At 27.4% G+C, this 25,201-nt stretch carries 25 protein-coding genes; 18 read left to right on the top strand and 7 right to left on the bottom strand.

Going from position 1 to position 25,201, the window contains the following annotated elements; genetic code table 11:
* Nucleotides 1-9: 9 nt before the first annotated feature.
* The 4 genes from Q3287_RS06670 to Q3287_RS06685 form a co-directional block, all read right to left on the bottom strand.
* Entirely contained in the window at nucleotides 10-675 is a 666-nt protein-coding gene (locus Q3287_RS06670) for an ABC transporter ATP-binding protein (protein ID WP_074178191.1), read from the bottom strand.
* 81 nt (nucleotides 676-756) lie between these two features.
* On the bottom strand, nucleotides 757-1,788 hold the full coding sequence (locus Q3287_RS06675) for a sensor histidine kinase (protein ID WP_407963729.1): 1,032 nt from the start codon (nucleotides 1,786-1,788) through the stop codon (nucleotides 757-759).
* Nucleotides 1,778-2,464 carry a response regulator transcription factor gene (locus Q3287_RS06680; protein ID WP_407963730.1) on the bottom strand — a complete coding sequence of 229 codons (687 nt, stop codon included), beginning with the start codon at nucleotides 2,462-2,464 and terminating at the stop codon, nucleotides 1,778-1,780. The genes Q3287_RS06675 and Q3287_RS06680 overlap by 11 nt, the downstream gene beginning before the upstream one ends.
* 167 nt (nucleotides 2,465-2,631) lie before the next feature.
* Nucleotides 2,632-3,696, bottom strand: coding sequence for a 4Fe-4S dicluster domain-containing protein (locus Q3287_RS06685; protein ID WP_054270388.1), 1,065 nt, complete (start codon nucleotides 3,694-3,696; stop codon nucleotides 2,632-2,634).
* 292 nt (nucleotides 3,697-3,988) lie between these two features.
* Between Q3287_RS06685 and Q3287_RS06690 the strand changes: the two genes are divergently transcribed.
* From Q3287_RS06690 to Q3287_RS06710, 5 genes are all read left to right on the top strand, one after another.
* Complete coding sequence (locus tag Q3287_RS06690; RefSeq protein WP_167640349.1) at nucleotides 3,989-4,636, top strand: TetR/AcrR family transcriptional regulator; 648 nt, start codon at nucleotides 3,989-3,991, stop codon at nucleotides 4,634-4,636.
* 123 nt (nucleotides 4,637-4,759) lie between these two features.
* Nucleotides 4,760-5,431 (top strand): response regulator transcription factor, encoded by a 672-nt coding sequence (locus tag Q3287_RS06695; RefSeq protein WP_407963731.1) that lies wholly within the window; start codon nucleotides 4,760-4,762, stop codon nucleotides 5,429-5,431.
* Between the two features lies 1 nt (nucleotide 5,432).
* Nucleotides 5,433-6,341, top strand: coding sequence for a sensor histidine kinase (locus Q3287_RS06700; protein ID WP_407963732.1), 909 nt, complete (start codon nucleotides 5,433-5,435; stop codon nucleotides 6,339-6,341).
* A 77-nt stretch (nucleotides 6,342-6,418) separates the two neighbouring features.
* Nucleotides 6,419-7,105 carry an ABC transporter ATP-binding protein gene (locus Q3287_RS06705; protein ID WP_054276758.1) on the top strand — a complete coding sequence of 229 codons (687 nt, stop codon included), beginning with the start codon at nucleotides 6,419-6,421 and terminating at the stop codon, nucleotides 7,103-7,105.
* The gene (locus Q3287_RS06710) at nucleotides 7,102-9,657 is read left to right on the top strand and encodes an FtsX-like permease family protein (RefSeq protein ID WP_407963733.1); all 2,556 of its coding nucleotides are present in this window, start codon (nucleotides 7,102-7,104) and stop codon (nucleotides 9,655-9,657) included. Before Q3287_RS06705 ends, Q3287_RS06710 begins: the two co-directional genes overlap by 4 nt.
* A gap of 173 nt (nucleotides 9,658-9,830) precedes the next feature.
* Here the strand turns inward: Q3287_RS06710 and Q3287_RS06715 are convergent, their stop codons facing one another.
* Nucleotides 9,831-11,030 carry a coenzyme F420-0:L-glutamate ligase gene (locus Q3287_RS06715; protein ID WP_167640351.1) on the bottom strand — a complete coding sequence of 400 codons (1,200 nt, stop codon included), beginning with the start codon at nucleotides 11,028-11,030 and terminating at the stop codon, nucleotides 9,831-9,833.
* 118 nt (nucleotides 11,031-11,148) lie between these two features.
* Here Q3287_RS06715 and Q3287_RS06720 point away from each other — a divergent pair, with 118 nt between their 5' ends.
* Both Q3287_RS06720 and Q3287_RS06725 read left to right on the top strand, forming a co-directional pair.
* Nucleotides 11,149-12,036, top strand: a complete 888-nt coding sequence (locus Q3287_RS06720; protein WP_223153033.1) for a LysR family transcriptional regulator — start codon at nucleotides 11,149-11,151, stop codon at nucleotides 12,034-12,036.
* Between the two features lie 158 nt (nucleotides 12,037-12,194).
* Nucleotides 12,195-12,749 (top strand): GNAT family N-acetyltransferase, encoded by a 555-nt coding sequence (locus Q3287_RS06725; RefSeq protein ID WP_407963734.1) that lies wholly within the window; start codon nucleotides 12,195-12,197, stop codon nucleotides 12,747-12,749.
* Between the two features lie 120 nt (nucleotides 12,750-12,869).
* On the opposite strand, the gene Q3287_RS06730 is transcribed toward Q3287_RS06725, so the two are convergent.
* Nucleotides 12,870-13,730: a YitT family protein gene (locus Q3287_RS06730; RefSeq protein ID WP_054270379.1), complete on the bottom strand. Its 861-nt coding sequence runs from the start codon at nucleotides 13,728-13,730 to the stop codon at nucleotides 12,870-12,872.
* Between the two features lie 390 nt (nucleotides 13,731-14,120).
* Here Q3287_RS06730 and Q3287_RS06735 point away from each other — a divergent pair, with 390 nt between their 5' ends.
* From Q3287_RS06735 to Q3287_RS06770, 8 genes are all read left to right on the top strand, one after another.
* Complete coding sequence (locus tag Q3287_RS06735; RefSeq protein WP_407963735.1) at nucleotides 14,121-15,527, top strand: sensor histidine kinase; 1,407 nt, start codon at nucleotides 14,121-14,123, stop codon at nucleotides 15,525-15,527.
* A gap of 190 nt (nucleotides 15,528-15,717) precedes the next feature.
* A complete protein-coding gene (locus Q3287_RS06740; protein ID WP_407963736.1) occupies nucleotides 15,718-18,195 on the top strand; it encodes an ABC transporter permease in 2,478 nt (825 codons plus the stop codon).
* A 14-nt stretch (nucleotides 18,196-18,209) separates the two neighbouring features.
* Nucleotides 18,210-18,896 carry an ABC transporter ATP-binding protein gene (locus Q3287_RS06745; protein ID WP_407963737.1) on the top strand — a complete coding sequence of 229 codons (687 nt, stop codon included), beginning with the start codon at nucleotides 18,210-18,212 and terminating at the stop codon, nucleotides 18,894-18,896.
* 277 nt (nucleotides 18,897-19,173) lie between these two features.
* Complete coding sequence (locus tag Q3287_RS06750) at nucleotides 19,174-19,599, top strand: VOC family protein (protein WP_407963738.1); 426 nt, start codon at nucleotides 19,174-19,176, stop codon at nucleotides 19,597-19,599.
* A gap of 25 nt (nucleotides 19,600-19,624) precedes the next feature.
* Nucleotides 19,625-19,753: a hypothetical protein gene (locus tag Q3287_RS06755; RefSeq protein WP_284961264.1), complete on the top strand. Its 129-nt coding sequence runs from the start codon at nucleotides 19,625-19,627 to the stop codon at nucleotides 19,751-19,753.
* Nucleotides 19,754-19,986: 233 nt separating this feature from the next.
* Nucleotides 19,987-20,307 carry a hypothetical protein gene (locus Q3287_RS06760; protein ID WP_003424083.1) on the top strand — a complete coding sequence of 107 codons (321 nt, stop codon included), beginning with the start codon at nucleotides 19,987-19,989 and terminating at the stop codon, nucleotides 20,305-20,307.
* A gap of 136 nt (nucleotides 20,308-20,443) precedes the next feature.
* Nucleotides 20,444-21,088, top strand: a complete 645-nt coding sequence (gene trmB, locus Q3287_RS06765; RefSeq protein ID WP_407963739.1) for a tRNA (guanosine(46)-N7)-methyltransferase TrmB — start codon at nucleotides 20,444-20,446, stop codon at nucleotides 21,086-21,088.
* A gap of 144 nt (nucleotides 21,089-21,232) precedes the next feature.
* Nucleotides 21,233-21,964: a hypothetical protein gene (locus Q3287_RS06770; protein ID WP_054270373.1), complete on the top strand. Its 732-nt coding sequence runs from the start codon at nucleotides 21,233-21,235 to the stop codon at nucleotides 21,962-21,964.
* A gap of 133 nt (nucleotides 21,965-22,097) precedes the next feature.
* On the opposite strand, the gene Q3287_RS06775 is transcribed toward Q3287_RS06770, so the two are convergent.
* Nucleotides 22,098-22,376, bottom strand: a complete 279-nt coding sequence (locus tag Q3287_RS06775) for a hypothetical protein (RefSeq protein ID WP_003424072.1) — start codon at nucleotides 22,374-22,376, stop codon at nucleotides 22,098-22,100.
* A 271-nt stretch (nucleotides 22,377-22,647) separates the two neighbouring features.
* On the opposite strand from Q3287_RS06775, the gene Q3287_RS06780 reads away from it, so the two are divergent.
* From Q3287_RS06780 to accC, 3 genes are all read left to right on the top strand, one after another.
* Nucleotides 22,648-23,094, top strand: coding sequence for a hypothetical protein (locus Q3287_RS06780; protein WP_054276746.1), 447 nt, complete (start codon nucleotides 22,648-22,650; stop codon nucleotides 23,092-23,094).
* A 269-nt stretch (nucleotides 23,095-23,363) separates the two neighbouring features.
* On the top strand, nucleotides 23,364-23,816 hold the full coding sequence (gene accB, locus Q3287_RS06785) for an acetyl-CoA carboxylase biotin carboxyl carrier protein (RefSeq protein WP_054270371.1): 453 nt from the start codon (nucleotides 23,364-23,366) through the stop codon (nucleotides 23,814-23,816).
* A 15-nt stretch (nucleotides 23,817-23,831) separates the two neighbouring features.
* Entirely contained in the window at nucleotides 23,832-25,193 is a 1,362-nt protein-coding gene (gene accC / locus Q3287_RS06790; protein WP_054276745.1) for an acetyl-CoA carboxylase biotin carboxylase subunit, read from the top strand.
* Nucleotides 25,194-25,201: the final 8 nt, after the last annotated feature.

Genomic DNA, 25,201 nt, shown 5'->3' on the forward strand with positions numbered 1-25,201 from the left:
TTACACCTCCTAATTATCAATTTTTCCATCTTCAATGCGAATAATTCTATCAGTTAGTTGAGCAATTTCATTATTGTGAGTAATCATTACAATTGTTTGATTGAATTTTTCACTTGTCATTTTCAGTAAAGCTAACACATCTGTACTTGTTTTACTATCAAGATTACCTGTTGGTTCATCTGCTAGTATAATAGCAGGTTTTGTTACAAGTGCCCTAGCTATAGCAACACGTTGTTGTTGTCCTCCAGAAAGATTGCTTGGTATATCATATAGTTTTTCTTCTAGAGAAAGCATACTTATAATTTCATGTATAAAATCTTTATCTATGGTCTCTCCATCTAATCCTATTGGTAAAATAATATTCTCATATACATTAAGCAAAGGAACAAGATTATAATTTTGAAATATAAAACCTATGTTTCTACGTCTAAAAATTGTAAGTTGTTCGTCAGTCATATTTGATAATTCTTTATCTCTTATAACAACCTTTCCAGATGTAGGATTATCTAATCCTCCCATCATATTTAATAATGTTGATTTACCACTTCCAGATGTACCTACAATAGAGATAAACTCACCTTTCTCAATAGATAAACTTACACCATCGAGAGCTTTTGTAATATTTGAATTTTCACCATAATATTTCTTCAAATCAATTACTTGTAAAATACTCATCATAAAACCTCCTTAATATATTATAAGAACAGTATAAAATCAAAATGTTGCAGAATTATCACAAATAAAATATTTAAAGAGCTATTTATTTGGTAAGAATATAGAAAATGTAGCCCCTTTTCCAATATCTGATGTAACTTTAATATATCCACCTTGAAGAGATATAATTTTTCTTGAAAGATATAGACCTATTCCAATACCATCTATATCATGTACATCTTCCTCACGATAGAATCTTTTAAATATTTCTGCTTGATGACTTTCTGATATTCCTTTTCCATTATCAGTGATATCTATTTTGGTGTACATAACCCAACATTCTGTAGATACATGTATTTTCCCATTAGCATTCGTGTATTTTACTGCATTATCCAATATATTAAAAATAGCTTCAGAAGTCCATTTTTTATCATGAACTATATATAAATTAGGGTCACAATCGACTGTAACTTCAATGTTCTTTTTTTCAGCATCAAATAAAATTCCACTAAGTGCTATAGCAATTGTTTCATAAATTAAATTTCTCTTTTTAGATAGTGTAATTATACCTGTTTCTAATCTAGATGTTTTCACCATAGACTGCATCAAAAAATCTAATTTATCTAATTGACCTTCCATATCCATCAAAAACTCATTTTGAATTTCTGTTTTAAATTTTTGATTAAGTAGAGTAGTATTAATCATCTTTAAATTTGCAATAGGAGTTTTAATTTGGTGAGATATATCAGAAACTAATTCTTGTAAGTTAGCTTTTTCCATAGCAACATTATGACGATTTTCTTGAATAACTTCATACATTCTAACTAATCTATGATTGATACGTGATAAAATAGTTTCTTTTTCTAATGCAATTTCAATATTGTCTTCACTATTCATCATACTATCTAAAGTATGACATATTTCAGAACAAAACAGAGTTATTTTTTTATGAAGTAAAAATACTATTAGGGCCATAAATCCACAAAGTATTACTGTATATATTAATAATAAGACAACTAGTTTTATATCATCAGTTATTACATAAATTGCTATACTAAATAGAAGGGCTGTAAAAATTAGACCAATGGCAATTGTTAAATAAATAGAGCTAAAAGAAAATTTTTTAAATTTCATTTCTTTCACCCAACCACATATACCCCATACCATATACTGTTTTAATATATTGAAAATCATCCTTTTCAATCTTACTTCTAATTCTACTTATAACAGATGTTAAAGTATGTTCATCTACAAAGTTAGCATCTATATCCCAGAGTTTTTCTAAAAGTATTTTTCTTGTTAATATGTTTTTAGGATTTTCAGTAAATAGCTTCAATGTACGAAATTCTAATGGAGTAAATATAATTTGATTTCCATTTATGTTGGCTGATAGCTCAGAAAAGTTAATTTCAAGATATCCATCATCATAGCAATCTTGTTTTGTTTTTATTGTAATATGATTTAAAAGAGCTTTTACTTTCTGCTTAAATACATTTATATTAAAGGGTTTTGTTATATAATCTAAAGCTCCAAGCTCATAACCTTTAATCATATCGTATTCCATATCATTAGCTGTTAAAAAAATTATTGGTATATCACAATTCATCTTAATTTCTTTACATAATTCAAATCCACTCTTATCTGGTAAATTAACATCTAAAATGATTAAGTCGAATTTATACTCCATAATAGACTTTAATGCAGAAATAGCTGTAAATTTTGAAGTAATCAAATATCCATCTTCTGTTAGGTTATATGACAGAGTTTTATTTAATATAGTATCATCTTCCACAACCAATATCTTTTCCATATATATACTCCTTTTATGTTTGACATTTCATAAGTTTTATAAGGTCAATTATAAATTTAAAATATTGCTGAATTGTTATAATCAAGAAAAAATCCTTCATAATCTATGTATTTAATAAAAAATCTGTCCTATAATTCATCATAGGACAGACTCTTGACTAAGTAGAACTATTTTAACCAAGAAGGGTTGCCAGGTACAAATATTCTTTTACCAAATTTTGAAGTATACTCATCTAAAGCTTTTTCAATAAGTTCATTATTACCCTTAAAAGAAGTGGTATTTTTTATAGTTTCAAGATTTTGGCTGAATGGGCAAGCAGATATACACATACCACAATCTGTACCTAAATATCTCCATTTAATATAACATGTTTCATGTTCAATTACCCAATTATACTTTCCATCATCACTAATCTTAATATCATTAGAAAGTGAGTGAGAAGGACAGTTAAAAGAACATTTTTTACAGACCTTGCAAAAATCTTCTAATCCAAAATCAACATATTCATCTTCTAAAAGTGGAATATCTGTAGTAACAACACCTAATCTAAGTCTAGAACCATAATCTTTATTTGTAAGAATAGCATTTCTTCCTATATCGCCCAGACCAGCATCACGAGCTATAAAAACAGGCATTACTAAATAGTTAGCATCCATATGATTTCTGGCATCATATCCTAAGTTTCTTATGTAGTAACTTAAAATCATTCCAACAATAGAAGCATCTACATAACACTTTGATGTTTCTATAACTTCACATATCATTGGTGCTCTATTTATCATTTCTTTATCCATTTCACATCCAAATACAATAGCATACTTGTGAGTCAGATTAACTTCTTCTCCATAATTTTCTTCATGTCTTCCCCTATTTGTATAAATATGATAGTCTTTTAATTTAGTTATACCAACTACAGAAGCACCATATTGCTTTGCAAAACCTTTTATTTTTTTTGTCATTGATTTTGCATCTACATCTACTTTTGTGTCAGAAACGTTTCCTTCACATAAGGACTTTATATCAGATAAAAAGTCAAATGCACTACTTGCCATTGGAGAGTTTACTTTGTTGTAAGTCATTGTTCCTTCGCTACATAAGTTTGGTCTGCTTCTTATACTATCATCAATTTCTTTTTTCTCAGGATTTTGCTTATAATAGTCATTATAAGCAGTACTATCCTTTTTATAATTTGCCCTTGCAAACATAGTATTTCTTTCATCAACCCTTTTCATCTCTATTCCCCCTAGTAAAAATATACTTAAAAAATATATCATTATTGTTGTATAATTTAATTATATAAGAACAACGTTGTATTTTCAATTTAAGTGTAGTTAAATTGAGAAATGTATAACTACATAATTAATTATAATATTTTTATAAGGAAATTATATTAATATTAAAAAAATTAGGAGCAAATACGTTTTGTTGTCTTTAAATGGAGTGTGTTGACATATTGTAAAGAATCTTATTATAATTAATGTACTAATGATTAGTATAAACTAATAAAGAAAGAAGTGAATTTATATGTCAAGAAATAAATACTCTGATAAAATAAAAAATCAGATACTAGAAGTCGCATGGAAAATATTTGAAGAGCAAGATTATGATGATGTAACTATGCAACAAATCGTTGATACTCTTGATATATCTAAAGAGGCTGTGTATTATCATTTTAAAGACAAGGAAATGCTATTTGAAGAGATAGTATTAAATAGTTTAAGAGTAGAAGTTGAAAATCTAAAGTCATTATTAAACAATCCTAAGTTAACTGTTAGAGAAAAAATATCTGAATTTATTTTATATATATCTAGTTCAGAAATAAGAAAAAAATTGATTGATTATATGTGCAGTCAAAAAAAGCCAACTTTTTTTATAAAGAATATACGAGCATCTACTATTGAAATAACTCCTTTATTATCTTGTCTAATAAAGCAAGGCATAGAAGAAGGTATTTTTAAAACAGATTATCCAGATGAAGTATCTGAAGTATTCATAATTTTAATTAATATTTGGCTAGACCCAATATTATTTAGAGATAGTACAGAAAAATATTTCAGGCGTATTGAATTTTTATCTGAATTTTTAAGTGCAAGTGGTGTACCTATTATAACTGACGATAATTTAGATTCAATCAAAATGTTTTATGAGGCATATTCTAAGAATGAAGAGTAAGTACAAGATATAAGACTGTAACTAGATTTGAAAAACAAATTTAATTACAGTCTTTTTAGTGAAATCAATGTATATTAAAACTATAACAAGACAAAAATAATTAAAATTTAAAGGAGTGTAAAATTGAACTTATTAATTATTGAGGATGATATAAACTTAAACGAAGGCCTTTTTTATGCGTTTGAAAGTGATGGATTTAATGTATTTAAGGCTTACACAGTACAAGAAGGATTGCATGTATTTAATAATAAAAATATAGACCTTATAATTTTGGACTGTAATCTCCCAGATGGAAATGGATTTGATGTGTGTAAGTTAATAAGAGAAAAGTCAGATACACCAATTATAATGCTTACTGCAAGAGACTCAGAAATTGACGAGGTAAAAGGATTAGAAATAGGACTTGATGATTACATTACAAAACCATTCTCTTTATCTGTATTAAAGGCAAGGGTTAAAGTAGCAATAAGAAAAAAATTAAATAATAAAGTAATATATTCTAATGGAATAAAATTGGACCAAAGCTTACTTAGAGTATATAAAAATGAAGAATGTTTAGAACTTAGCTCTGTAGAATATAAGCTTCTAAGTTACCTAATTGAAAATAAAGGTCAGATATTATTAAAGGAACAAATTTTGCATCATATTTGGGATAGTGAAGAAAATTATGTTGATGAGAATATTGTATCTGTAAATATAAGAAGACTTAGAATAAAAGTAGAAGATAATCCCTCTAATCCAAAATATATAAAAACAGCTTATGGAATGGGGTATCTATGGAACGAGGTAGAATAAGATGTTGGTATTAGCTTTTATGATATGTATAGTAGCTGTATGTATCATAATCACTAAAAAAAATCAAAATAGATATGATGAATTGAGTTTAATGTTGAATCAAATATTGGAAGGTAAAGAAGTTACTTATTCAGATACTAAAGATACAAGATTATCAAAAATTTCTCACCAAGTAAAAAAAGTTAAAGATATGATAGAAATAGAAGTAGAACAGTCAAAATTAGAAAAAGAAGCAATTAAAAGCTTAATCTCAAATATGTCACATCAATTAAAAACTCCACTTTCAAATATAAATATTTATTGCGAGCTTCTGGAGAATATGAATATTTCTACATCACAGAAAAAGGAGTTTTTACAAAAGATGAAAAATGAAACCTTTAAGATTGATTGGTTATTACAATCTCTATTTAAGATGACTAAATTAGAAGATGGAGTCATTAATTTTGAGGTAGATGAACTATTAATAAAAGATACTATTCTGCAAAGTATTAGTACTGTTTTTAATAAAGCAGAAGCTAAAAATATAAGGATAAATCTAGAACCATTTTCAGATGTAAAACTAGTCCATAATAAAAAATGGACTATAGAAGCAATTGTAAATGTATTAGAAAATGCTATAAAATACTCACCATCAAATAGTGTAATTACTGTCTCTATAATAAAAATGGAATTGTATACTAAAATCATTATTAAAGATGAAGGAATAGGCATTGATAGTAAAGAGTTAAATGATATTTTTAAAAGGTTTTATAGAAGCAAGAATGTAGAAAATCAAAATGGAACAGGGATTGGTCTATATCTTGCAAGGTTAATTTTAGAAAAAGAAAATGGGAATATTATAGTAGAATCTAAGTTAGGAAATGGAAGTTGTTTTAGTATCTTCTTACAAAACTGTAAGAGTTTAAATTAACTTTGTAGGATGAGTGTAATTATTGTCATTTACAATATCTTATAAGAACATATACCTGTACTGAAAGGAGAAATTAAATGAGTATATTAATGACGAATAATTTAGTAAAACACTATGGAAAAGATGAGACTAAAGTCAAAGCTTTAAATGGAGTAAGCATAGAAATTGAACGAGCTACGTTTACTGCTATAGTTGGAACTTCTGGTTCTGGCAAAAGCACATTATTAAACATTATAGGTGGATTAGATAATCCAACATCAGGTGATGTAATAATTAAAGGAAAGAATATATCTAAAATAGGAAAAAAAGATTTAACAGTATTTAGAAGAAGAAATATAGGGTTTATATTTCAAAACTACAGTTTAATACCAGTACTGAACACTTATGATAATATAACTCTTCCTGTTACATTAGATAGAGGAAATCATGTAGACCATGAATATATTGAAATGTTGATGAATACATTGGGGATTTGGGATAAGCGTCTAAAGTTTCCAAATGAGCTTTCTGGTGGACAGCAACAAAGAGTAGCAATTGCTAGAGCTTTAGCAAATAAACCTGCACTTATATTAGCAGATGAACCAACTGGAAATCTTGATAGTAAAACCACAATGGAAGTAGTATGTTTATTAAAAGAAAGTAGTGCAAAATTTCATCAAACGATACTGATGGTAACACATAATGAAAATATAGCACAAGTATGTGATTCAATTATACATATTGAAGATGGAATTGTAGTAAATAATGGTGGTGGAGTACTATGATGTCTTTGATAAAGTTTGCAATTCAATATATTAAACATTACAAAAAACAATCTATGTCTATATTTTTAAGCATAGTATTATCAGTAGCACTCTTGACAGGAATTGGTTCTCTAGTTAATAGTGCAAATAAAAGTGCAATCGAAAAAATAAGGGAAGATAAAGGAGATTATCATTTTTACTATAAAGTAAACGAGAAACAACTAAAAAAAATTAAAGAAAATAAAAAATCAAAAAAATACACTATAGATAAACTTGGGGTTACAAATACTAAATCTCATATAGATGAACCTTTTATTATAGAATTTTTAAGTGCAGATTCATCATACCTAGATATGACAGGTAGAAAATTATTGCAAGGAAGTCTTCCTAGTAAAGATGGAGAGATAGCTTTTGACACATATTCACTAAATAATTTAAATGTAAAAAAAGAGATTGGAACGACAATTAAATTAGATGGTAAAACTTATAAATTATGTGGTATTTTATCAAATCTTACAAATCCCAAAACTGATATGCAAGGATTTGTAAATGATTATTCACAACCTAAAGAAAATAATTCTTATTTAGTTTATGTAAAGTATGATGAAAATAAAAGTATAAATAAGCAAAACTCTAAATTTATAAAAGAATTCAATATATCAAAAGAAAACGCTCGTGTAAATTGGCACTTATCAATTGAATTTGGAGTAAAGCCTCCAAAAGGCATAGAAAAATATAATATATTTGAGTTCTTAAAAAATCTAGAGCTAAATACAAATGCAATTATCTTACTTGTTGGAGTATTTGGTGCAGCAGCAGTATATAGTATTTTCCACGTTTCAATACTTCAGAGAATATCACAATATGGAGTTTTAGAAGTATTAGGTGCCAATAATAAACAACTCTTATTCTTACTATTTTTAGAGTTATTTTTACTTTTTATTATTGGATTTCCTATAGGTTGTATATTGGGTATTGGAGTAGCATCTACAATATATGAACGATTTCCACATATATTTTTGAGCAGTGATATTACTCCAGGAGCATTTTTTATAAGCGAAAAATCTATTTATTTGGGATTCTTATTTATTTTATTATTGTTAATTTTAATCACTGTGCGTGTTGTACATCAATTAAATAAATATTCTAGTATAGAATCCATGAAAAATTTTAAGGTCACTAATAAGCAAAAAAGGACTTTAGAAAGTGTAAGACATTCTAATATGACAAAGGTACTATCTCATAAATACATGACTCAAAAAAAGGGAATGTTTGTGGGTATTTTATTTTCATTGTCACTTGGTGGGATTATTTTCCTATGTTCCAGTTACTCTATACAGCTTACTAAAAATAATAATGAACTTACAATGAAAGCTGATGATGGTTTAAATTCTGACTACCAAGTAACTATGCAAACAACCGATTTTGATATAGGTATACCTAAAGATAAAATTTCAAGACTCAATGAGGTTGAGGGAGTATCACGAGTTTATCCAGTAAAGTATTTGTTTGGAGCTATACAAATTAAAGAAAAACAATTATTTTGGAAAGACTTCTTTAAACCTCTTGAGAAAGATTATAGAATAAAGAATTTTTTTAATGGTATTTGTACAAAACAAAGTGAAGGGGGATACCTTTTAAAAACCAATATATATGGATATAACAATGGAATGTTAGAAGGGCTAAATTCTTATGTCATAGATGGAAAAATTAATCATGATGATATGGTCAAAAATAATAAAGTTATAGTTAGATTACCTATGGATGGGACTGGTATGTATGATGCAGTGGATATAAAACCAGGAAATACAATAAAGGTTAAAGTACCAAAAACAATGAAACCAACAGGTGAAATTGTTAAATTTAAAGAAGAAAATAAGGATGATTATGTAACAAAAGAATTTGTAGTTGCTGCTACTGTAAAACGTGTAATGGCTAATAACATGTATTTTATTGGCGACTATGGTATGGATATAGTTATGACAAATGAACAAATGAAGAATAACTTTAATATTGAAAATTACAATTCAGTAAGTATAAAAAAGACAAAAGAAAGTAATAGCGTAGAGTTGTCTGAAAATATAAAAAGTGTTGTAAATAATATAAAGAGATGTATAGTAACAGACTATACCATAGCTATTGAAAAAAATAATACCTATTTAAATCAAAAACTTTTATTTATATATGGTATTGTATTTGTACTTCTAGCAATAAGTCTATTTCATATTATCAATACAGTAGGTTACTTAGTTTTTTCAAGAAGACATGAATTTGGGATTTTAAGAGCTATGGGTATTACGGATAATAGGTTTTTACTTATGATGATGAGAGAAGGTTTCTTATATGGATTATATGCAAGTATTATAATGATAATTGGAAGTATTATTGGACAATTTATGATTTATTTTATGGTAAAACGCGTATATTTATATATAAATCCAATCTTTGAAGTAAATGCATCTCTCTATATAGGTATGATTGTTTTAAATATTATTATCAGCATCGTTGCAGTTATTATTCCAGTAAAGCAAATTTTAAAAAATGATATTATCTCAGAAATAAGCAAGAGCTAGAATTGTATAAATCTAAATAAGAATGTTTATATAATCTAAAAATGCCTTAGAGGTAATCATTTCTAGAGTCATTAAATAAACCTCTTAATTGATACATAGTAAAATGTATCAATTAAGAGGTTTTAATAAATTTTAAATTTAATATAGAGAAATAAAATCCTCTTTTAAAAAAATTATTTTGTATAATTGTCAAAGTATCCTTGTATGTAAATAATAGGAGTACCTTTATCTCCACTTCCAGATGTTAAATCTGCTAAAGAACCTATAAGGTCTGTTAATCTTCTTGGAGTAGTACCTTGAGAAACCATATTTCCTGTTAAATCATCAGATTTATTATCTTTTTCAACTATGTATTTAGAAATAGCTTCTTTTAATTCATCACCAGATAAGTCAGCAAAATCATTATCTGCTAAATATTTTAATTTCACTTCATTTGGAGTTCCTTCTAAACCTTTTGTATAAGCAGGAGATACTACTGGGTCAGCTAACTCCCATATTTTTCCTACAGGGTCTTTAAAAGCTCCATCTCCATAAACCATTACTTCTACATTTTTACCTGTGATTTCTTTTATGTCACCTTGAATTTTGTTTACAACCTCATCACAATTTATAGGGAATAATTTTACTGTTTCTTCTGTAGCTTTGTTTGAACCCAAAAGTCCGTATTGGTCATTATACCCACTACCATCTACACTTGATGTCATTATATCATCAAGAGAATACACTTTCTTAGCACCATTTTGCTTTAAAATTCTCTTTGTTCTTTGTCTTGTATGTATATCACAAGTTAAAATACTTGTTGTGTAGTCAAGAATAGTTTTTGGATTATTGGCAAATATAATTTCTACTTCTGCACCACAATCTTTAATTAAATTCTTATAATAATCAACATAATCTACGCCAGTAAATGTATGTTTGTTATATCCAAATAACTCTCTATATTTTTCCTCTGTTAAAACATCTGACCAAGGATTTATTCCTTTATCATCAAGTTCATCAATACTTATTAAATGGTTTCCAACTTCATCAGAAGGGTAGCTTAACATTAATACAACTTTTCTACATCCTTTTGCAATTCCTTTTAAACATATTGCAAAACGGTTTCTACTTAAAATTGGGAATATAACACCAACAGTATCATCTCCAAATTTATCTTTTACATCTGCCGCAATATTATCAACATGAGCATAATTTCCTTGTGCTCTAGCTACAACAGCTTCTGTAACTGCAATTACATCTTTGTCTCTAACTTCAAAGTTTTCACTTTTTGACGCATTTAAAACAGAATCAACAACTATTTTGACTAAGTCATCTCCTTGTCTTATAATAGGCGCTCTAACCCCTCTTGAAACAGTCCCAACTAATCTATTCATTATTCAAAATCCTCCTAAAGAATTAATATTGTCATATTAGTACCATGTATATTATAATTCAAATATGATTATAAGTAAAATAAATAATACTAATATTTGACATAAGGAGTAATTATATATGAATATAAAACTTGAACTATATAGGATTTTTAATGCAGTTGCAAGTAATAAGAGTTTTTCTCTTGCTGCCAAAGAATTATTTATGTCACAGCCAGCTGTAAGCCAGTCAATAAAACAATTAGAAGAACAATTGGACACTATACTGTTTTATAGAAATAATAAAGGTGTAAAATTAACACCAGAGGGAAAGATTTTAAGTGAACATGTAACTACTGCATTAAAGCTAATAGCATCTGGAGAAGATAGAATAAATAAATTTAAAAAATTAGAATATGGTTCTTTAAAAATAGGAGTAGGAGATACTGCTGCACGTTTTTTCTTATTAAAGTATTTAGAAATCTTTCATAAGAAGTATCCACATATACATGTATCTACAATAAATAGAACGAGTAGAGAACTTATATCCCTACTTAAAGATGGAAATATAGATATAGCAATTATAAATATGCCAATAGAAGATGATTCACTAAATATTGTTGAGTGTATTGAAATACATGATATATTTGTATGTGCAGATGATTACATAGAATATAAAGGTAAAAAAATATCCTTAGAAGAATTAAATACATTGCCTTTGATAATGTTGGAAAATAAAGCAAATTCAAGGTTGTATGTAAATGAATATTTTTTATCAAAAGGTATAAAACTAAACCCAGATATAGAATTGGGTTCTCATGAATTACTTTTAGAATTTGCGTACATAAATCTTGGCGTATCTTGTGTTATAGAAGAATTCAGTATAGATTATTTGGAAAGCAAAAAATTATTTAAATTGGATATAAAAGAGCCAATACCTAAGAGAAGTATAGGGTATTGTCATTTAAAGGATATCTCCTTGTCTTTAGCAACGAAAGAATTTTTAAGTATGATTTCAAATAATATGTAATTTAGGTAGATACAAGTTTGTACGTTTGAAAGATTCATATAATAAGCTAGTTTTTATTAAAAATAGAAATAAGGTTAATTTGAGAACATTTATATAATTAATATCGTATTTTAAATATGAACAGTATATTTAGATTAATGTATAAAGGGGGATTAGAAATGTCTGATTCTGGATATCCTCAAATGAAAACCTTAGAAACTAGAAACTGTATACTAAGACCTGCATCCTTAGAGGATGTTGAAGATTTTTTTGATTGTTATAAAAATAAAGTAGTCGTAAAGCATTTACCATTTAGTGAACACAAATCTTTAGAGGACACAAGAAAGTTTATAAAATCTTTTTTTCTAAATCCGTATAAAAAAGGAAAGATTGGTCATTTTGCTATAGTATATAAAAAAGACAATAAAGTTATTGGAAATATGGGGTTTAATAATATAAATCCCAAAGCATTAGAAGCAGAAATAGGTATATGTATCAACCCAAACTATTGGGGGCATGATTTTGCTACTGAGATAACTAAAAGAGTAATACAGTATGGGTTTAGAGAATTAAACTTAAAAAAAATCATTGCTATAACATATGAAGAAAATCAGAATTCTACAAAATCATTAGATTTGCTAGGATTTAAATGTATGGGAAAACATATGAAGAAAATTCATGCTGGTAGTATTGTAAAAAATGTTCCTTGTTATCAATATGAATTGAGAAAATAATAGATATAAGTATTTAATATACTAATAAAGTTTAAACAAAAGGGCATGAGACTTTCAGACTCATGCCCTTTTATATAAACTTCTTATTAAGCAAAATTAATTAAAGTATTAACTTTATAATTAATTTTCTAATTTTTTAAATCCTTCTCCAAGAACTTCATGTACATCTGTAACTATAACAAATGCAGTAGGGTCAGTTCTTTTAACCAATCTCTTTAGATAAAGCTCTTGTTTTTTAGAAACTACAACTAATAAGACCTCTTTATTTTCTCTAGTATATCCACCCTTACCATCTAGAATAGTAAGACCTCTATCAAGTTCTTCAGTTATAGCTTTTCTTAAATTTTCTGGCTCATCAGAAATAATAAAAAATGCTTTTGAATGGTCAAATCCTTCTATTATCATGTCTGCTATTTTTATTAATATACAAAGTGCTATACCAGAGTAAAGAGCAGTTTCTAAACTACGATTTACTATACCAGAAGATATAACAACCATTCCATCTAAACATGACATGAATTTTGTAGCTTTTATTCCTGGGAATTTTTTACTAAGTATGAGTGCAATTAAATCTGTCCCCCCAGTAGAAGCATCTGACTTAAACATTATTCCTAAACCAATACCAACTAATATTCCACCTGCAATAGCAGATAATAGTAAGTCATCAGTAAATCTTAATTTTGATAATGGGTCTGTTAATTGGACTATAGCAGAAAACACGATTGTACCAAATAACGTTTTTAATGAATTTTTTGTTCCCATAATTCTAAAAGCAAGTATTACTAATGGTATACCTATAATTAACATGATGGCTGATACTGGAAGTCCTGTAACTTTGTTTAATACTAATGATAGACCACTAAGCCCCCCTGGAGCAATTGTATGTGGTTTTAAAAACATATTTATACCAATACTCATTGATATACAACCAAAAAATAGACCAAACATCTCAAGTAAAATTGGCGACTTTTGTTTTTTCATATAAACACCTCCATGAACTTGTCACAATTTAATATTATAACATATTTGACCAATTTATATTATATAAATTTTTCTTGATATAAGTAATTTCAAGTGTTTCATTATTCTTAATATTTGTGAATTTTATATAGTATTTTAATATTTTTACCAATATTGTTATTTATCTATGAAAGTTTTATATGTTATAATTTTTTAGTTCTTTTATAAAGTATCCCCTATAAAGACAGTTATATGAAGAATTTCTTTATATTGTTTAATATGCTGATATACTTTTATTTGAATTTATTGAAGACAATAACTATCTTGATAACATAAAGTAATATAAATATAATTTATATAGATAGTTATATTTTTAAATCAAAATACAAGCTTAAGAAAAGAGTTGATTAAATGCGTAAACCTAGTTACAAGACAATACTCCATTCATACCTTATTTTTTTCGTAATTTTTCTTTGTTTAATTTTTATTGTAATAGGCATTTTCTTATCCCTCATTACTATTCAACAGCCAAATGGGAAGTATGTACATAGTGATTGGGCTAAAAAATTTACAGAAGATTTTAATGAACAAATAATGTTTATAGATAATAAACCACAAATAAAAGAATATGGTTTAGAAAAACTTCAAGAAAACAAATTGTGGTTGCAAATTTTAGATTCTAATGGAAATATAGTTTATGGATTTTCGGAACCCAAAGACCATAAAAATTACTATTCTAATTCCGAATTACTAGCATTAGTTGAGCAAAATAATTCTAGTGATGGCACTACATACTTTAATACTATTACAAATAACAAAAATGATTTTATTTATATTATACATTTTCCATTAAATATATCTAAAGTAAATATGTTTTTTGATGGTAATAAATTTATAGGTGGAAAGTCAATTATATTTTCAATTATAGTAATTATATTTTTAATAATTTTGATTTCTGGAGTCATTTATAGTTACTGGGTAACAAAGTGTATTTCCAATATTACAATTGCTGTTAGTGATGTTTCAAAAAGAAGCTATCTACCAATTAAGATTAAAGGAGTTTTTGCTGATGTTTATAATAGTTTAAATCTTCTGAGTAAAGAAATTCATAAAAGTGATGAGATACAAAAGAAAACTGATATTATGCGAGAAGAATGGATTTCAAATATAACCCATGATTTAAAAACTCCACTTTCACCAATAAAAGGATATGCAGAACTCCTTGCAGATAACAGTATTACTCATTCATCCGAAAAGATACATAAATATGCTTCAATCATGTTAAAAAATATAGAATATACAAATAAACTTATAAGCGATTTAAAGTTAACCTATCAATTACAAAATGGAATTATTCCTTTAAATAAGAAAAATGATGATTTAGTAAGGTTTTTGAAGGAATTGTCCATTGATATTTTAAACTACCCAGAGTATGAGTCAAATATAATTGAATTTAAAAATGATACAGACATTATTAACTTTAGTTTTGATTATACACTATTAAAACGTGCTTTTAGTAATCTTATCATTAATGCTTTTACATATGGAAATAAGGATACCAAAGTTGTTGTGAATATAGCGTTGAATGAACAAATTGAAATTACTATTTCAGATAATGGAAAAGGGATTACAAGAGAAGAAGTGTCAAATTTATTTAATCGTTATTATAGAGGAACCACGCAAAAGCAAAGAACAAATGGAACTGGCTTAGGATTAGCAATAACAAAGCAAATCATTGAAATTCATAAAGGAGATATATCTATTGAAAGTGAATTGGGTCTAGGCAGTTCATTTCATATCTGCTTTCCACTTAATTAAGGTTAATTAAGGTTAATTAAAAAATATATTAAGATTGGTAGATTATTATGTTTATATAATAGTTTATCAATCTTTTTTATTTAGGATTTTGTTTAGTTGAAAACAGAATAAAAAGTTGTATTAGAGATTCTACATAGATTGGATTAAATCTAAGTCTAGGTTAAATTTAATTAAGGAAGTAGGTGTAAATTTGAAGATTATATTAAAGTATATTTTAACAAATGTTAGAGAAAGAAAAATTAGGACGACAGTTATGTTATTGTCCATAGTTTTATCGACAGTTTTACTTTTTGTTTCGTTCTCGATTGGATTATCTTACGAAAGTGCACAGAGAAAGATGGCAAGAGGTATGTTTGGTAGTGCAACTATATCTATCCAAAATAAAAATCCAGATATGTTAACTAGTCTAGAAGATATTCCTAATCTAAATTCTATAAAATCAAAGGTTGGGATATTAGAAAGTTCTGCTATTTATCATACAGATGGATATTATGAATCATTCAGTCTTATATCAGCAGACTTAAATCAACTGAATAAAATCAACAAACCACGATTGGAAAATGGGAATAGTATTACTGATTTTTCTGGTGATAAGATTATTCTTCCCAACCATTTTACATCAAAATATAAAATAAAAAAAGGTGATTCTATTACTTTACAAATCTATGGGAAGCCCTATACTTTTGGAGTTAGTGATATTGCTTCATATGATACAGTATTTTTGAGACATACAAGAGGTGTAAATGCACTATTACCTAAAGAAACTCTATCTAAAATATTAAATAAAGGAAATGGATATACAAGAGTTCTTATCGAATCAAAAGGAGAAAAAACAGAAAATCTAGTAAGTAAATTGTCTGAAGAACTTCCAACTGAAAAATACAAGGTATCAAGCACCATAAATGAAAGTAAGATAGTTGCAGATGCTAGACAAAAAACAATGCCTTTCTTCTTAATAAGCTTTTTCGCATTAACTCTTAGTATATTTATCATATACAGTAGTTATAAAGTGATTACACTAGAACGCATTCCATTTATTGGTACTTTTAGAAGTGTTGGAGCTAATGAAAAAACTGTAACTTATATTTTAATGTTTGAAAGTTTGCTATATGGAAGTATTGGAGGAGTGATTGCTATTCCTATTGGTATAGTTGTTTTAAATATTATGCTACATGGACTTGGAAATTCTCTTGAACAAGGAATATCAATTCCAACAGTAATATCTCCTCTTGGGGTGATTGTCTCTGTTATAGTAGCAATAATTGTTTCTTTATTTAGTGCATATATACCTGTTAGAAAAGCCAGTCGTTTGCCTATTAAAAATGTCGTATTAGGAGCTGTAGAAGAAAAGAATGTTTCAAATCGTCATATACTTTTTATAGGCACTATTATACTTATTTTGTCTATTCTACTGCCAAGAATATCACCTGAAAATACACTGTATTTAGCTGGGGGATTTTCATTACTGGGATTAATCGTATCTACTATTGTGTTAATACCTCCTTTTACTGATACCATGTCTACAATTTTTGAGTTTGTTTATGAAAAGATTCTAGGTAATGAGGGGAAATTAGCTGCTAGAAATATGAAAAATAACAAAAATATTACACAGAATATTACGTTATTATTTATAAGCATTTCTGCAGTGATTGTAATAAGTGTTGTTGGCAGTTTTGTCAAAACTTATGTAGGTGATGTATTTCGTGATGCAGAACTACAAGGTTTTGCAGATGGAAAGATGGATGAAGAGTTTATTGAAGATGTTAGACATATAAGTGGAATTAAAAATATTTTACCTATTTATGTTATGAATAATAAGATTTGTGGTAACAATACAACATTTTCAAGACTAGAAGCCACAGATAATTTAAAATTGTATAGTTCTATGCTTGCAATCAATTATACAAATTCTGATATGAAAAAACAAGTAATTGAATCTTTTGAAGATAAGCGTTCTGTTATTTTGAATGAAGATACTTTAAAAAAACTAGGTTTATCTATAGGAGAGACAGTAACTTTATCTAATGATAAATATGAGTTTTCTTATAGTATAGTAGGTAGTTTTAAATCTCGTGCAAGTGATGTAGAAGCTGTTATACCATCACATTATGCTGTTAGCGATTTTGATGAAACTAATTATGGTCTTTTAACATATACAGCAGTTAATCCAGATGCTGTTATGATTCAGATAAGAGACCTATTTAAAGATACATCTAACTGGAGCCGTACAGTTAAAGAATTTAATAATGATGCTTTAAAAACTATAAGTAGTTTTTTATCTCCTATGAATAAAATGACCTATTTCATTTTTATTCTTGCTACAGTTGGGATTATCAATAACCTAATAATTAATTATATTCAAAAAAGACGTTCTATAGCTATGTATAAATCGGTAGGGCAAAGCAATAAACAAAATGTAAAAATGACATTGATTGAAGGTTTTACCTCAGGGTTGCTAGGTTCTATTATTGGAATTGTAATATCTATAATGGAAATTCAAACTATATTCATAGTTGCAGGACCAAAGATTTCAATGTCCCCAGAATTGGATTTTAAAACATTCATTATTGTGGGATTATTGGGAATTGTAGTAACTTTAATAGGTTCAATAGTCCCAATTGTAAAAAGTAAGAAAATGAATCTAGTAGAAGAAATTAAATTTGAATAATAATGGAGGTTAATATGAAAACTACATTTAAGAGTTTAGCTGTAGAAGCTAAAAATATTATTAAAGAATTCAAAATTGGAAATGCAACAACTAGGGTGCTAAAAGATATATCCTTGCAAGTAATGAAAGGTGAATTTGTTTCTATTATGGGTCAATCTGGTTCTGGGAAAAGCACTCTTTTATATATATTAGGAGGCTTAGATACTCCAACTAATGGAAAAGTGTATATAAATGGAACTGATATATCACATTTTGATGATGATAATATGAGTATAATACGTCGTAGAAATATAGGATTTGTGTTTCAATTTTATAATCTAATACCAAATCTAAATGTTGAAGAAAATATAATGCTTCCCTTATTATTAGATGGTAAGAATTTAAAAGATTATAAAAATCAATTAGATGAAATATTAGATATAGTAGGTTTATGTGATAGACGTAAACATACACCACGAGAGTTATCTGGTGGTCAACAACAACGTGTTGCTATAGCCAGGGCTTTAATAGGAAAACCAGAAATTCTATTTGCTGATGAACCTACTGGAAATTTAGATAGCAATACAGGAACAGAAATAATAAATTTACTAAGTAAAATAAACAAAGAAAGTGGTCAAACTATAATTATGGTAACCCACTCATTAGAAGCAGCTAAAAGTAGTAGCCGTACTATTACAATTTTAGATGGTTTAATTGTATAATGAGTTGCTAGGATATGAATTACCAATAAATTAGAAGTTTCAGAGAGCATGGAAAGTGTCATAAAAAGGTTGTTAAAACTAGGTTTAAGTGTTGAAGAAGTTTCAAAACATACGATGTAGCCTGCTGAATCTATTAAACAGTTTCAATAATTATAAAATGTTAAAATATAAGTTTTTTTATATTGCAAGAACTAAATACTTAATACATAATATAAGGACACGTAAAATAGCTTACAAACTCAATGTTTGAATTTAGATTATTGGAGGTAATTAAGTTATGTATAATGAATTGAAAATAAAAATGTATTCATTTACAATGGATTGTAAAGACCCATATGAATTAGCAAAATTCTATGCAACATTACTTAAGTGGGAAATACCATTTTATAATGAAGAATTTGCATGTGTTGGTGCTCCAGGAACAAATCAAGGTACATATCCTGGTATAACGTTTCAACGAAATCCTGAGTATAAACCACCTGTATGGCCAGGAAAGCCCGAAGCTCAACAGCAGATGGCTCATATGGATTTTGCTGTTAATGATTTGGAAAAGGCAGTTCAGTATGCAATTCATTGTGGAGCGACAATCGCAAAAGAGCAATTTTCTGATGATTGGAAAGTTATGTTTGACCCAGCTGGACATCCTTTTTGCTTATGTCAGATGAAATCAGTTATTGAGAGTAGCCATTTTGCATTGTTATAGCCACAACATCTTTGAGTAGTTACAAATGGAAATTATAAAAAGAAAGAAGAAGCACGATGATATGTACCATTGTGCTTTTCTTGTTGTATACAGAGAAGCTTTCAAATATATAAATTTTGCATATATGAATTGGTCATTATCAAATGTGTTATAATATTAAGGCAACAAATAAAAGAATTATATTTTTTAGCAAAACTTTTATTTGTTTACTAAGCATACAATAGGGTATTTACTTAAGGAAATAAAATATCATATAAAATATTTTAAAGCTTTAAGTAATATTTGGCAGAAGTTTTAGTAAAATATGCAAAAACTAATTGATTATGTACCTTATATGGGTATATAATAGATATTGTTTTAATAAAATATTTGAAAGGGAATGATTTAATGAAAATTACTTTACCAGAAACAGCTATTGATACTTTGAAAAGTATCTTAAAAGACAATCAAGATAAACCTAATAATATAAGAGTATACTTTGCAGGTGTTGGTTGTGGAGGTCCTTCTTTTGGATTAGCTTTAGATGAGAAAAAAGAAGATGACTTAACTTATGAAGTTGGAGAATTACAATTTGTAATGAGCTCTGATGAATATAGTCAGTATGGAGATATAATAATAGAAGATACAGGATTTGGATTTAGAGTTATTCCTGAAAATATGAAAGATCAAGGTGGAGGAGGATGCTCTGGTTGTTCAGGGTGCCACTAAGATTAATTTTTAGCAGATTAAGAGCTCTCTTTATAGAAATAGATTTCTATTTTAAGAGAGTTCTTTTTATTTTTTGCTTAGATAATGTATAATAAAAAATGTATTTTACTAATTTTTATATATAAGGAGAATTATTGTGAGAAGAAGACGAAAAAAAGGTGCAGATGAAAAACTTTTAAGTTATACAAAATACGTTTTAAGAGACGATATAGAAGAATTAAAAGGTAAGTGGAGTTTTAAGTTTGGTAATGATAATCCAATACATGTGGAATTTGGTACTGGTAAAGGTAAGTTTATAACAACTTTAGCCCAGCAAAACCCTGACATAAATTATATTGCTATGGAACTTAAAGAAGAAGTTCTTTTAAAGGCTGTTGAAAAGGCTGATGTTTCTAATTTAAATAATATATTATTTTTATGGGGAGATGTAAGTAATATTTTAGATTACTTTGAAGCTAAAGAATTGTCAAGAATTTATATAAACTTCTGTGACCCATGGCCTAAAAATAGATGGAGTAAAAGAAGACTCACTCATTCTGGATTTTTAGGTATGTATAACAAGGTTTTAGAAGATAATGGCGAAATTCATTTTAAAACAGATAATGAAAAATTATTCGAGTTTAGTTTAAATGAAATTGCTGCAAATAATTGGCTATTGAAGAATATTTCTCTTGATTTAGGAAATAGTGAGTATGAAAATAATGTTACAACAGAGTATGAGGACAAATTTATGTCACAAGGTATGCGAATATTTAGATGTGAGGCTAAAAAACGTAACTAGCAATATGTTTATAAGTTTAATAGTAGAAATTTATTTTAATTTATATTAATAAAGTGTACGAAAGTATGTATATACAACAAGGAAACAGAACCCTCTCATAGAAATTAAATTACTATATATAAAAAATTTATGTGGGAGGGTACTATGAATTTAGCTAATGTAATACCATTTCTTATTTCTGCGGCAGCTTTAAGTCCAATAAATTCAAATGATAATGTTTTAAGTGACAATCAACTTAAAAATATTTTTCCTGATGCCAATCTAAGAGCAGTTGTAAAACGATATATAAACCCAGATGAGATGACTATAAGCAATATAAAGGCTTTAGATGGAGAATTTTATGCAACTGGTGAAAACATTTCAAATTTAAAAGGAATATCCTATCTTGAAAATGTAGACAATTTTATTTTTTGGAACAATAACATAAAAGAAGTTCCTAGGGAAGCTTTAAGTCTAAAAGATATGGATTCAATCAATTTAGCAAATAATTATCTGGTTGATGATGGTGTAGTAAATTCTCTTTCTGATAATGGTGTGGATGTGAATTGTGATTTGAATTTTATTGATACAAAAGACAATCAATATAAACTGGATTCTAAATATCATAATGTTGATATAGCAAAAGGTGAAAGTATTGATTTGAGAAAAATAATTACAAAGAAAATTGATAGCTATTATAAGTATTGGGAAGTTACTGATAGCCTTCCAAAGGATTTAGATTTTACTGTATCTGTAAGTGATAAAAACATAATTTCATATGAAGGTATGACTGTTAAAGGTAATAAAACAGGTCAAGCTGTAGTAAAAGTTGTACTAAGTGACAAAAATGATTTAAATACATCTCAAGAAGTTCTAATCACTTTCAATGTAAAATAAGTATATGTCAACTTACTTAATAATTTAATTTTTAATTTAAATGTATAACTAAAATAAAGGTTGCTGGTAACAGAGCACTATTATTAGCACTTTGTTACTAGCAACCTTTAGATATCTATTAAAAATAGATTATCTAGAAAATACCATTTCTTCTGTTAGTAGCCCATATTCCTATTAAAATTATTAATGAATATATGATATATAAAACTATTCTTATATACTGGACATCTAGTCCAAAAAATTCAATGTTACTTTGTGAGGTATGCAACATCACAAGGACTGCAGATATACCAATAAGCAAAGGATTGATTACTATTTGCTTATCAGTTCTTAAAATCATTATTTTACCCATCCAAATAATTGATAATATAAAAAATAAAATTTTAAGACCAAATTCTAATGTATCTACCAAAGCGAAAACATCCCTTCATTTATAATAAATTTTTCAGCTCAACAAAAATATAAAACCCTGTAATAATTTTTAAACCTGTGTTAAATCCATAATGAGATAAATTAATTGAGTAGCATAAAACTTTATCTACATTAATATATACTACACTATACTTCAAATTTCTTAAACATAAATTAATGAAATTAACAAAAATTTATTCATAAGCATATAAAGATATATTTCATTATTTAAACGCATATCATTATATATACAGTTTTAGGAGGTGAGGTATATGGAATCTAAATTTTTTAATTGGTACACTCAGTCCCTAGGAGGAACTTTTGGCATTATATCATGTATATGCGCTTACTTAAATGGATACATGTTTGTTTATACAAATAGTGCTAGTAAATACTTTGAAAGTATCGGCTTTTTAGGAATAATTTCAAGTTATACATTACTCCCACTTTGTATGTTAACTGTAATTTTTGGAATTATATGTTCTTATACTCCAAAGACATCTGATAAAAGTATCTTTAATATACCTTTTTTTACTTTAAATAAAAGATTAATATTTCTTACAGTAGTTTTTGGCTTTATAGGTGCTAGAGTTTATTTTATAATTCCTGCAATTTTAATAACTTTTAACATGTATAGTGATATTTTAATAACTAAGTTAAAGTATATTCTATGTAAAGATAAAGAAAATGATACTAATTTGAAAGAAAGCGAAGTCTAAATTGCATAATATTGGTATTTGTCTTAAAAATCCCCGAGGTATTAATTTGTATTCTCTTGTATTTTGCAAAAAATATTGAATTTTATTCATTTTATACTTATAATCTATATTAATAATGGAAAATTAAAACAAATATAAGTTACTTGTTGTTAATCTAAAATTAAAATATATATTGATGTGTTGATTCTCTAGTCAGCACTTTTTCTTTTATAAATTTGTTTTTTGTGATATAATATTAGCACCAGGTAATAATACAAGGGGGTAACAACATGAACATCAATGAAATTAAGGAATTATTAAAGGTTATAGACTCAACTAACTTAGAATATGTAAAACTTGAAAGTAGCGATTTAAAATTAGAAGTATCTAAAAAAGCTCAAGTTACAAGTTCACCTGTTTTAAGTGTACAACAAGAATCAGTAGTGGATCTTTCTTTAGAAAAGCCAGTTGTAAACGATATACCTGTCGCATCTAATGAGAATCTATCAGTAGTAGTAGCTCCTTTGATGGGAACATTCTATGATTCTCCAAGTCCAGATGCAGATAGTTTTGTCAAAGTTGGCGATGTAGTTGAAGAAGGCGATACTTTATGTATATTAGAAGCGATGAAGCTTATGAATGAGATAACAAGTGAAATTAAAGGTGAAATAATTGAAGTATTAGTTGATAATGAAGAACTAGTAGAATATAATCAACCTTTATTTAAGATAAAACCATTGTAGTAGGAGGTATTTAAGTTGATAAAAAAAATACTAGTTGCAAATAGAGGCGATATAGCAGTTAGAATCATCAGAACATGTAAAGAATTAGGTATCAAGACTGTTGCTATCTATTCTGAAATAGATAAAGATTGTTTTCATAGATATATAGCTGATGAATCTATTTGTATAGGGCCAAACAATATAAGCAAGAGTTATAACAATATAGAAAATATAATATACCTTGCTCTTAAATTAAAGTGTGATGCTATTCATCCAGGTTTTGGCTTTTTATCAGAGAATCCTGAATTTGCAAGACAATGCGAAGAGAATAATATTATTTTTATAGGTCCAACAAGAGAACAAATGATTTTGATGGGAGATAAATCTAGAGCAAGAGAAACTATGATGGAATTAAATATCCCTGTTGTTCCTGGTTCAGAATCTGTTTTGAAAACTAAGGAAGAAGCTTTAGAAGTTGCAAGAGAAATTGGCTATCCTGTTATGATAAAAGCCTCAAGTGGAGGCGGTGGAAAAGGTATGAGAATCGTTAGAAAAGAAGAAGAACTTTTTTCAAATTTTGACATGGCAAGTTCAGAAGCTCTAGCGGCATTTTCTAATAGCGATTTATATATGGAAAAATTCATAGAAAATCCTAGACATATAGAAGTACAAGTATTTGGGGACAAACACTCAAATGCAATACATTTAGGTGATAGAGATTGTTCTATGCAGAGAAGAAATCAAAAAGTAATAGAAGAATCTTTAAGTCCATACCTTTCAGATGAAGAGAGACAAAAACTTCATAAAATCGCAGTAGATATAGTAAAAGGTGTAGGTTATATTGGTGCTGGTACTATTGAGTTTATAGTTGACAAAGATAAAAACTTTTACTTTATAGAGATGAATACAAGAATACAAGTTGAGCATCCAGTTACAGAGATGGTAACAAGTCTTGACCTTATAAAGCTTCAAATATCTATAGCTAATGGGGAAGAAATTCCTTTTAAACAAGAAGATATTACTTTTAGAGGTCATGCTATTGAGTGTAGAATAAATGCTGAAGATTCATCAAATAACTTTGCTCCATCACCAGGTAAGATAGAATCGTTAAATTTACCTGGAGGTTTTGGTGTTAGATTTGATACTTTTGTATATGCAGGATATACTATACCACCTTTATATGATTCTATGATAGGTAAATTAATATGTTGGGCTGAGACTAGAGAAGAATGTATAAATAGAATGTATAGAGCTCTAGACGAAATTATTGTAGAAGGTATTAATACAAATGTAGAATTCCAAAAGGCACTTGTAACAAGTGAAGAGTTTAGAGAAGATACTCATCATACCAAATTTATAGAAGATGTCTTTATGAAGAAAGAATTTGCTACATTATAAGGAGTAAA

The organism is Clostridioides sp. GD02404, assembly GCF_045898275.1.
Lineage (GTDB): Bacteria > Bacillota > Clostridia > Peptostreptococcales > Peptostreptococcaceae > Clostridioides > Clostridioides difficile_A.

Excerpts from the sequence above, each read along its gene's own strand:
- Q3287_RS06670 (WP_074178191.1), bottom strand. The coding sequence starts at position 675 with ATGAGTATTTTACAAGTAATTGATTTGAAGAAATATTATGGTGAAAAT.
- Q3287_RS06675 (WP_407963729.1), bottom strand. The coding sequence starts at position 1,788 with ATGAAATTTAAAAAATTTTCTTTTAGCTCTATTTATTTAACAATTGCC.
- Q3287_RS06680 (WP_407963730.1), bottom strand. The coding sequence starts at position 2,464 with ATGGAAAAGATATTGGTTGTGGAAGATGATACTATATTAAATAAAACT.
- Q3287_RS06685 (WP_054270388.1), bottom strand. The coding sequence starts at position 3,696 with ATGAAAAGGGTTGATGAAAGAAATACTATGTTTGCAAGGGCAAATTAT.
- Q3287_RS06690 (WP_167640349.1), top strand. The coding sequence starts at position 3,989 with ATGTCAAGAAATAAATACTCTGATAAAATAAAAAATCAGATACTAGAA.
- Q3287_RS06700 (WP_407963732.1), top strand. The coding sequence starts at position 5,433 with ATGTTGGTATTAGCTTTTATGATATGTATAGTAGCTGTATGTATCATA.
- Q3287_RS06705 (WP_054276758.1), top strand. The coding sequence starts at position 6,419 with ATGAGTATATTAATGACGAATAATTTAGTAAAACACTATGGAAAAGAT.
- Q3287_RS06710 (WP_407963733.1), top strand. The coding sequence starts at position 7,102 with ATGATGTCTTTGATAAAGTTTGCAATTCAATATATTAAACATTACAAA.
- Q3287_RS06715 (WP_167640351.1), bottom strand. The coding sequence starts at position 11,030 with ATGAATAGATTAGTTGGGACTGTTTCAAGAGGGGTTAGAGCGCCTATT.
- Q3287_RS06720 (WP_223153033.1), top strand. The coding sequence starts at position 11,149 with ATGAATATAAAACTTGAACTATATAGGATTTTTAATGCAGTTGCAAGT.
- Q3287_RS06725 (WP_407963734.1), top strand. The coding sequence starts at position 12,195 with ATGTCTGATTCTGGATATCCTCAAATGAAAACCTTAGAAACTAGAAAC.
- Q3287_RS06730 (WP_054270379.1), bottom strand. The coding sequence starts at position 13,730 with ATGAAAAAACAAAAGTCGCCAATTTTACTTGAGATGTTTGGTCTATTT.
- Q3287_RS06735 (WP_407963735.1), top strand. The coding sequence starts at position 14,121 with ATGCGTAAACCTAGTTACAAGACAATACTCCATTCATACCTTATTTTT.
- Q3287_RS06745 (WP_407963737.1), top strand. The coding sequence starts at position 18,210 with ATGAAAACTACATTTAAGAGTTTAGCTGTAGAAGCTAAAAATATTATT.
- Q3287_RS06750 (WP_407963738.1), top strand. The coding sequence starts at position 19,174 with ATGTATAATGAATTGAAAATAAAAATGTATTCATTTACAATGGATTGT.
- Q3287_RS06755 (WP_284961264.1), top strand. The coding sequence starts at position 19,625 with ATGGAAATTATAAAAAGAAAGAAGAAGCACGATGATATGTACCATTGT.
- Q3287_RS06760 (WP_003424083.1), top strand. The coding sequence starts at position 19,987 with ATGAAAATTACTTTACCAGAAACAGCTATTGATACTTTGAAAAGTATC.
- Q3287_RS06770 (WP_054270373.1), top strand. The coding sequence starts at position 21,233 with ATGAATTTAGCTAATGTAATACCATTTCTTATTTCTGCGGCAGCTTTA.
- Q3287_RS06780 (WP_054276746.1), top strand. The coding sequence starts at position 22,648 with ATGGAATCTAAATTTTTTAATTGGTACACTCAGTCCCTAGGAGGAACT.
- accB (WP_054270371.1), top strand. The coding sequence starts at position 23,364 with ATGAACATCAATGAAATTAAGGAATTATTAAAGGTTATAGACTCAACT.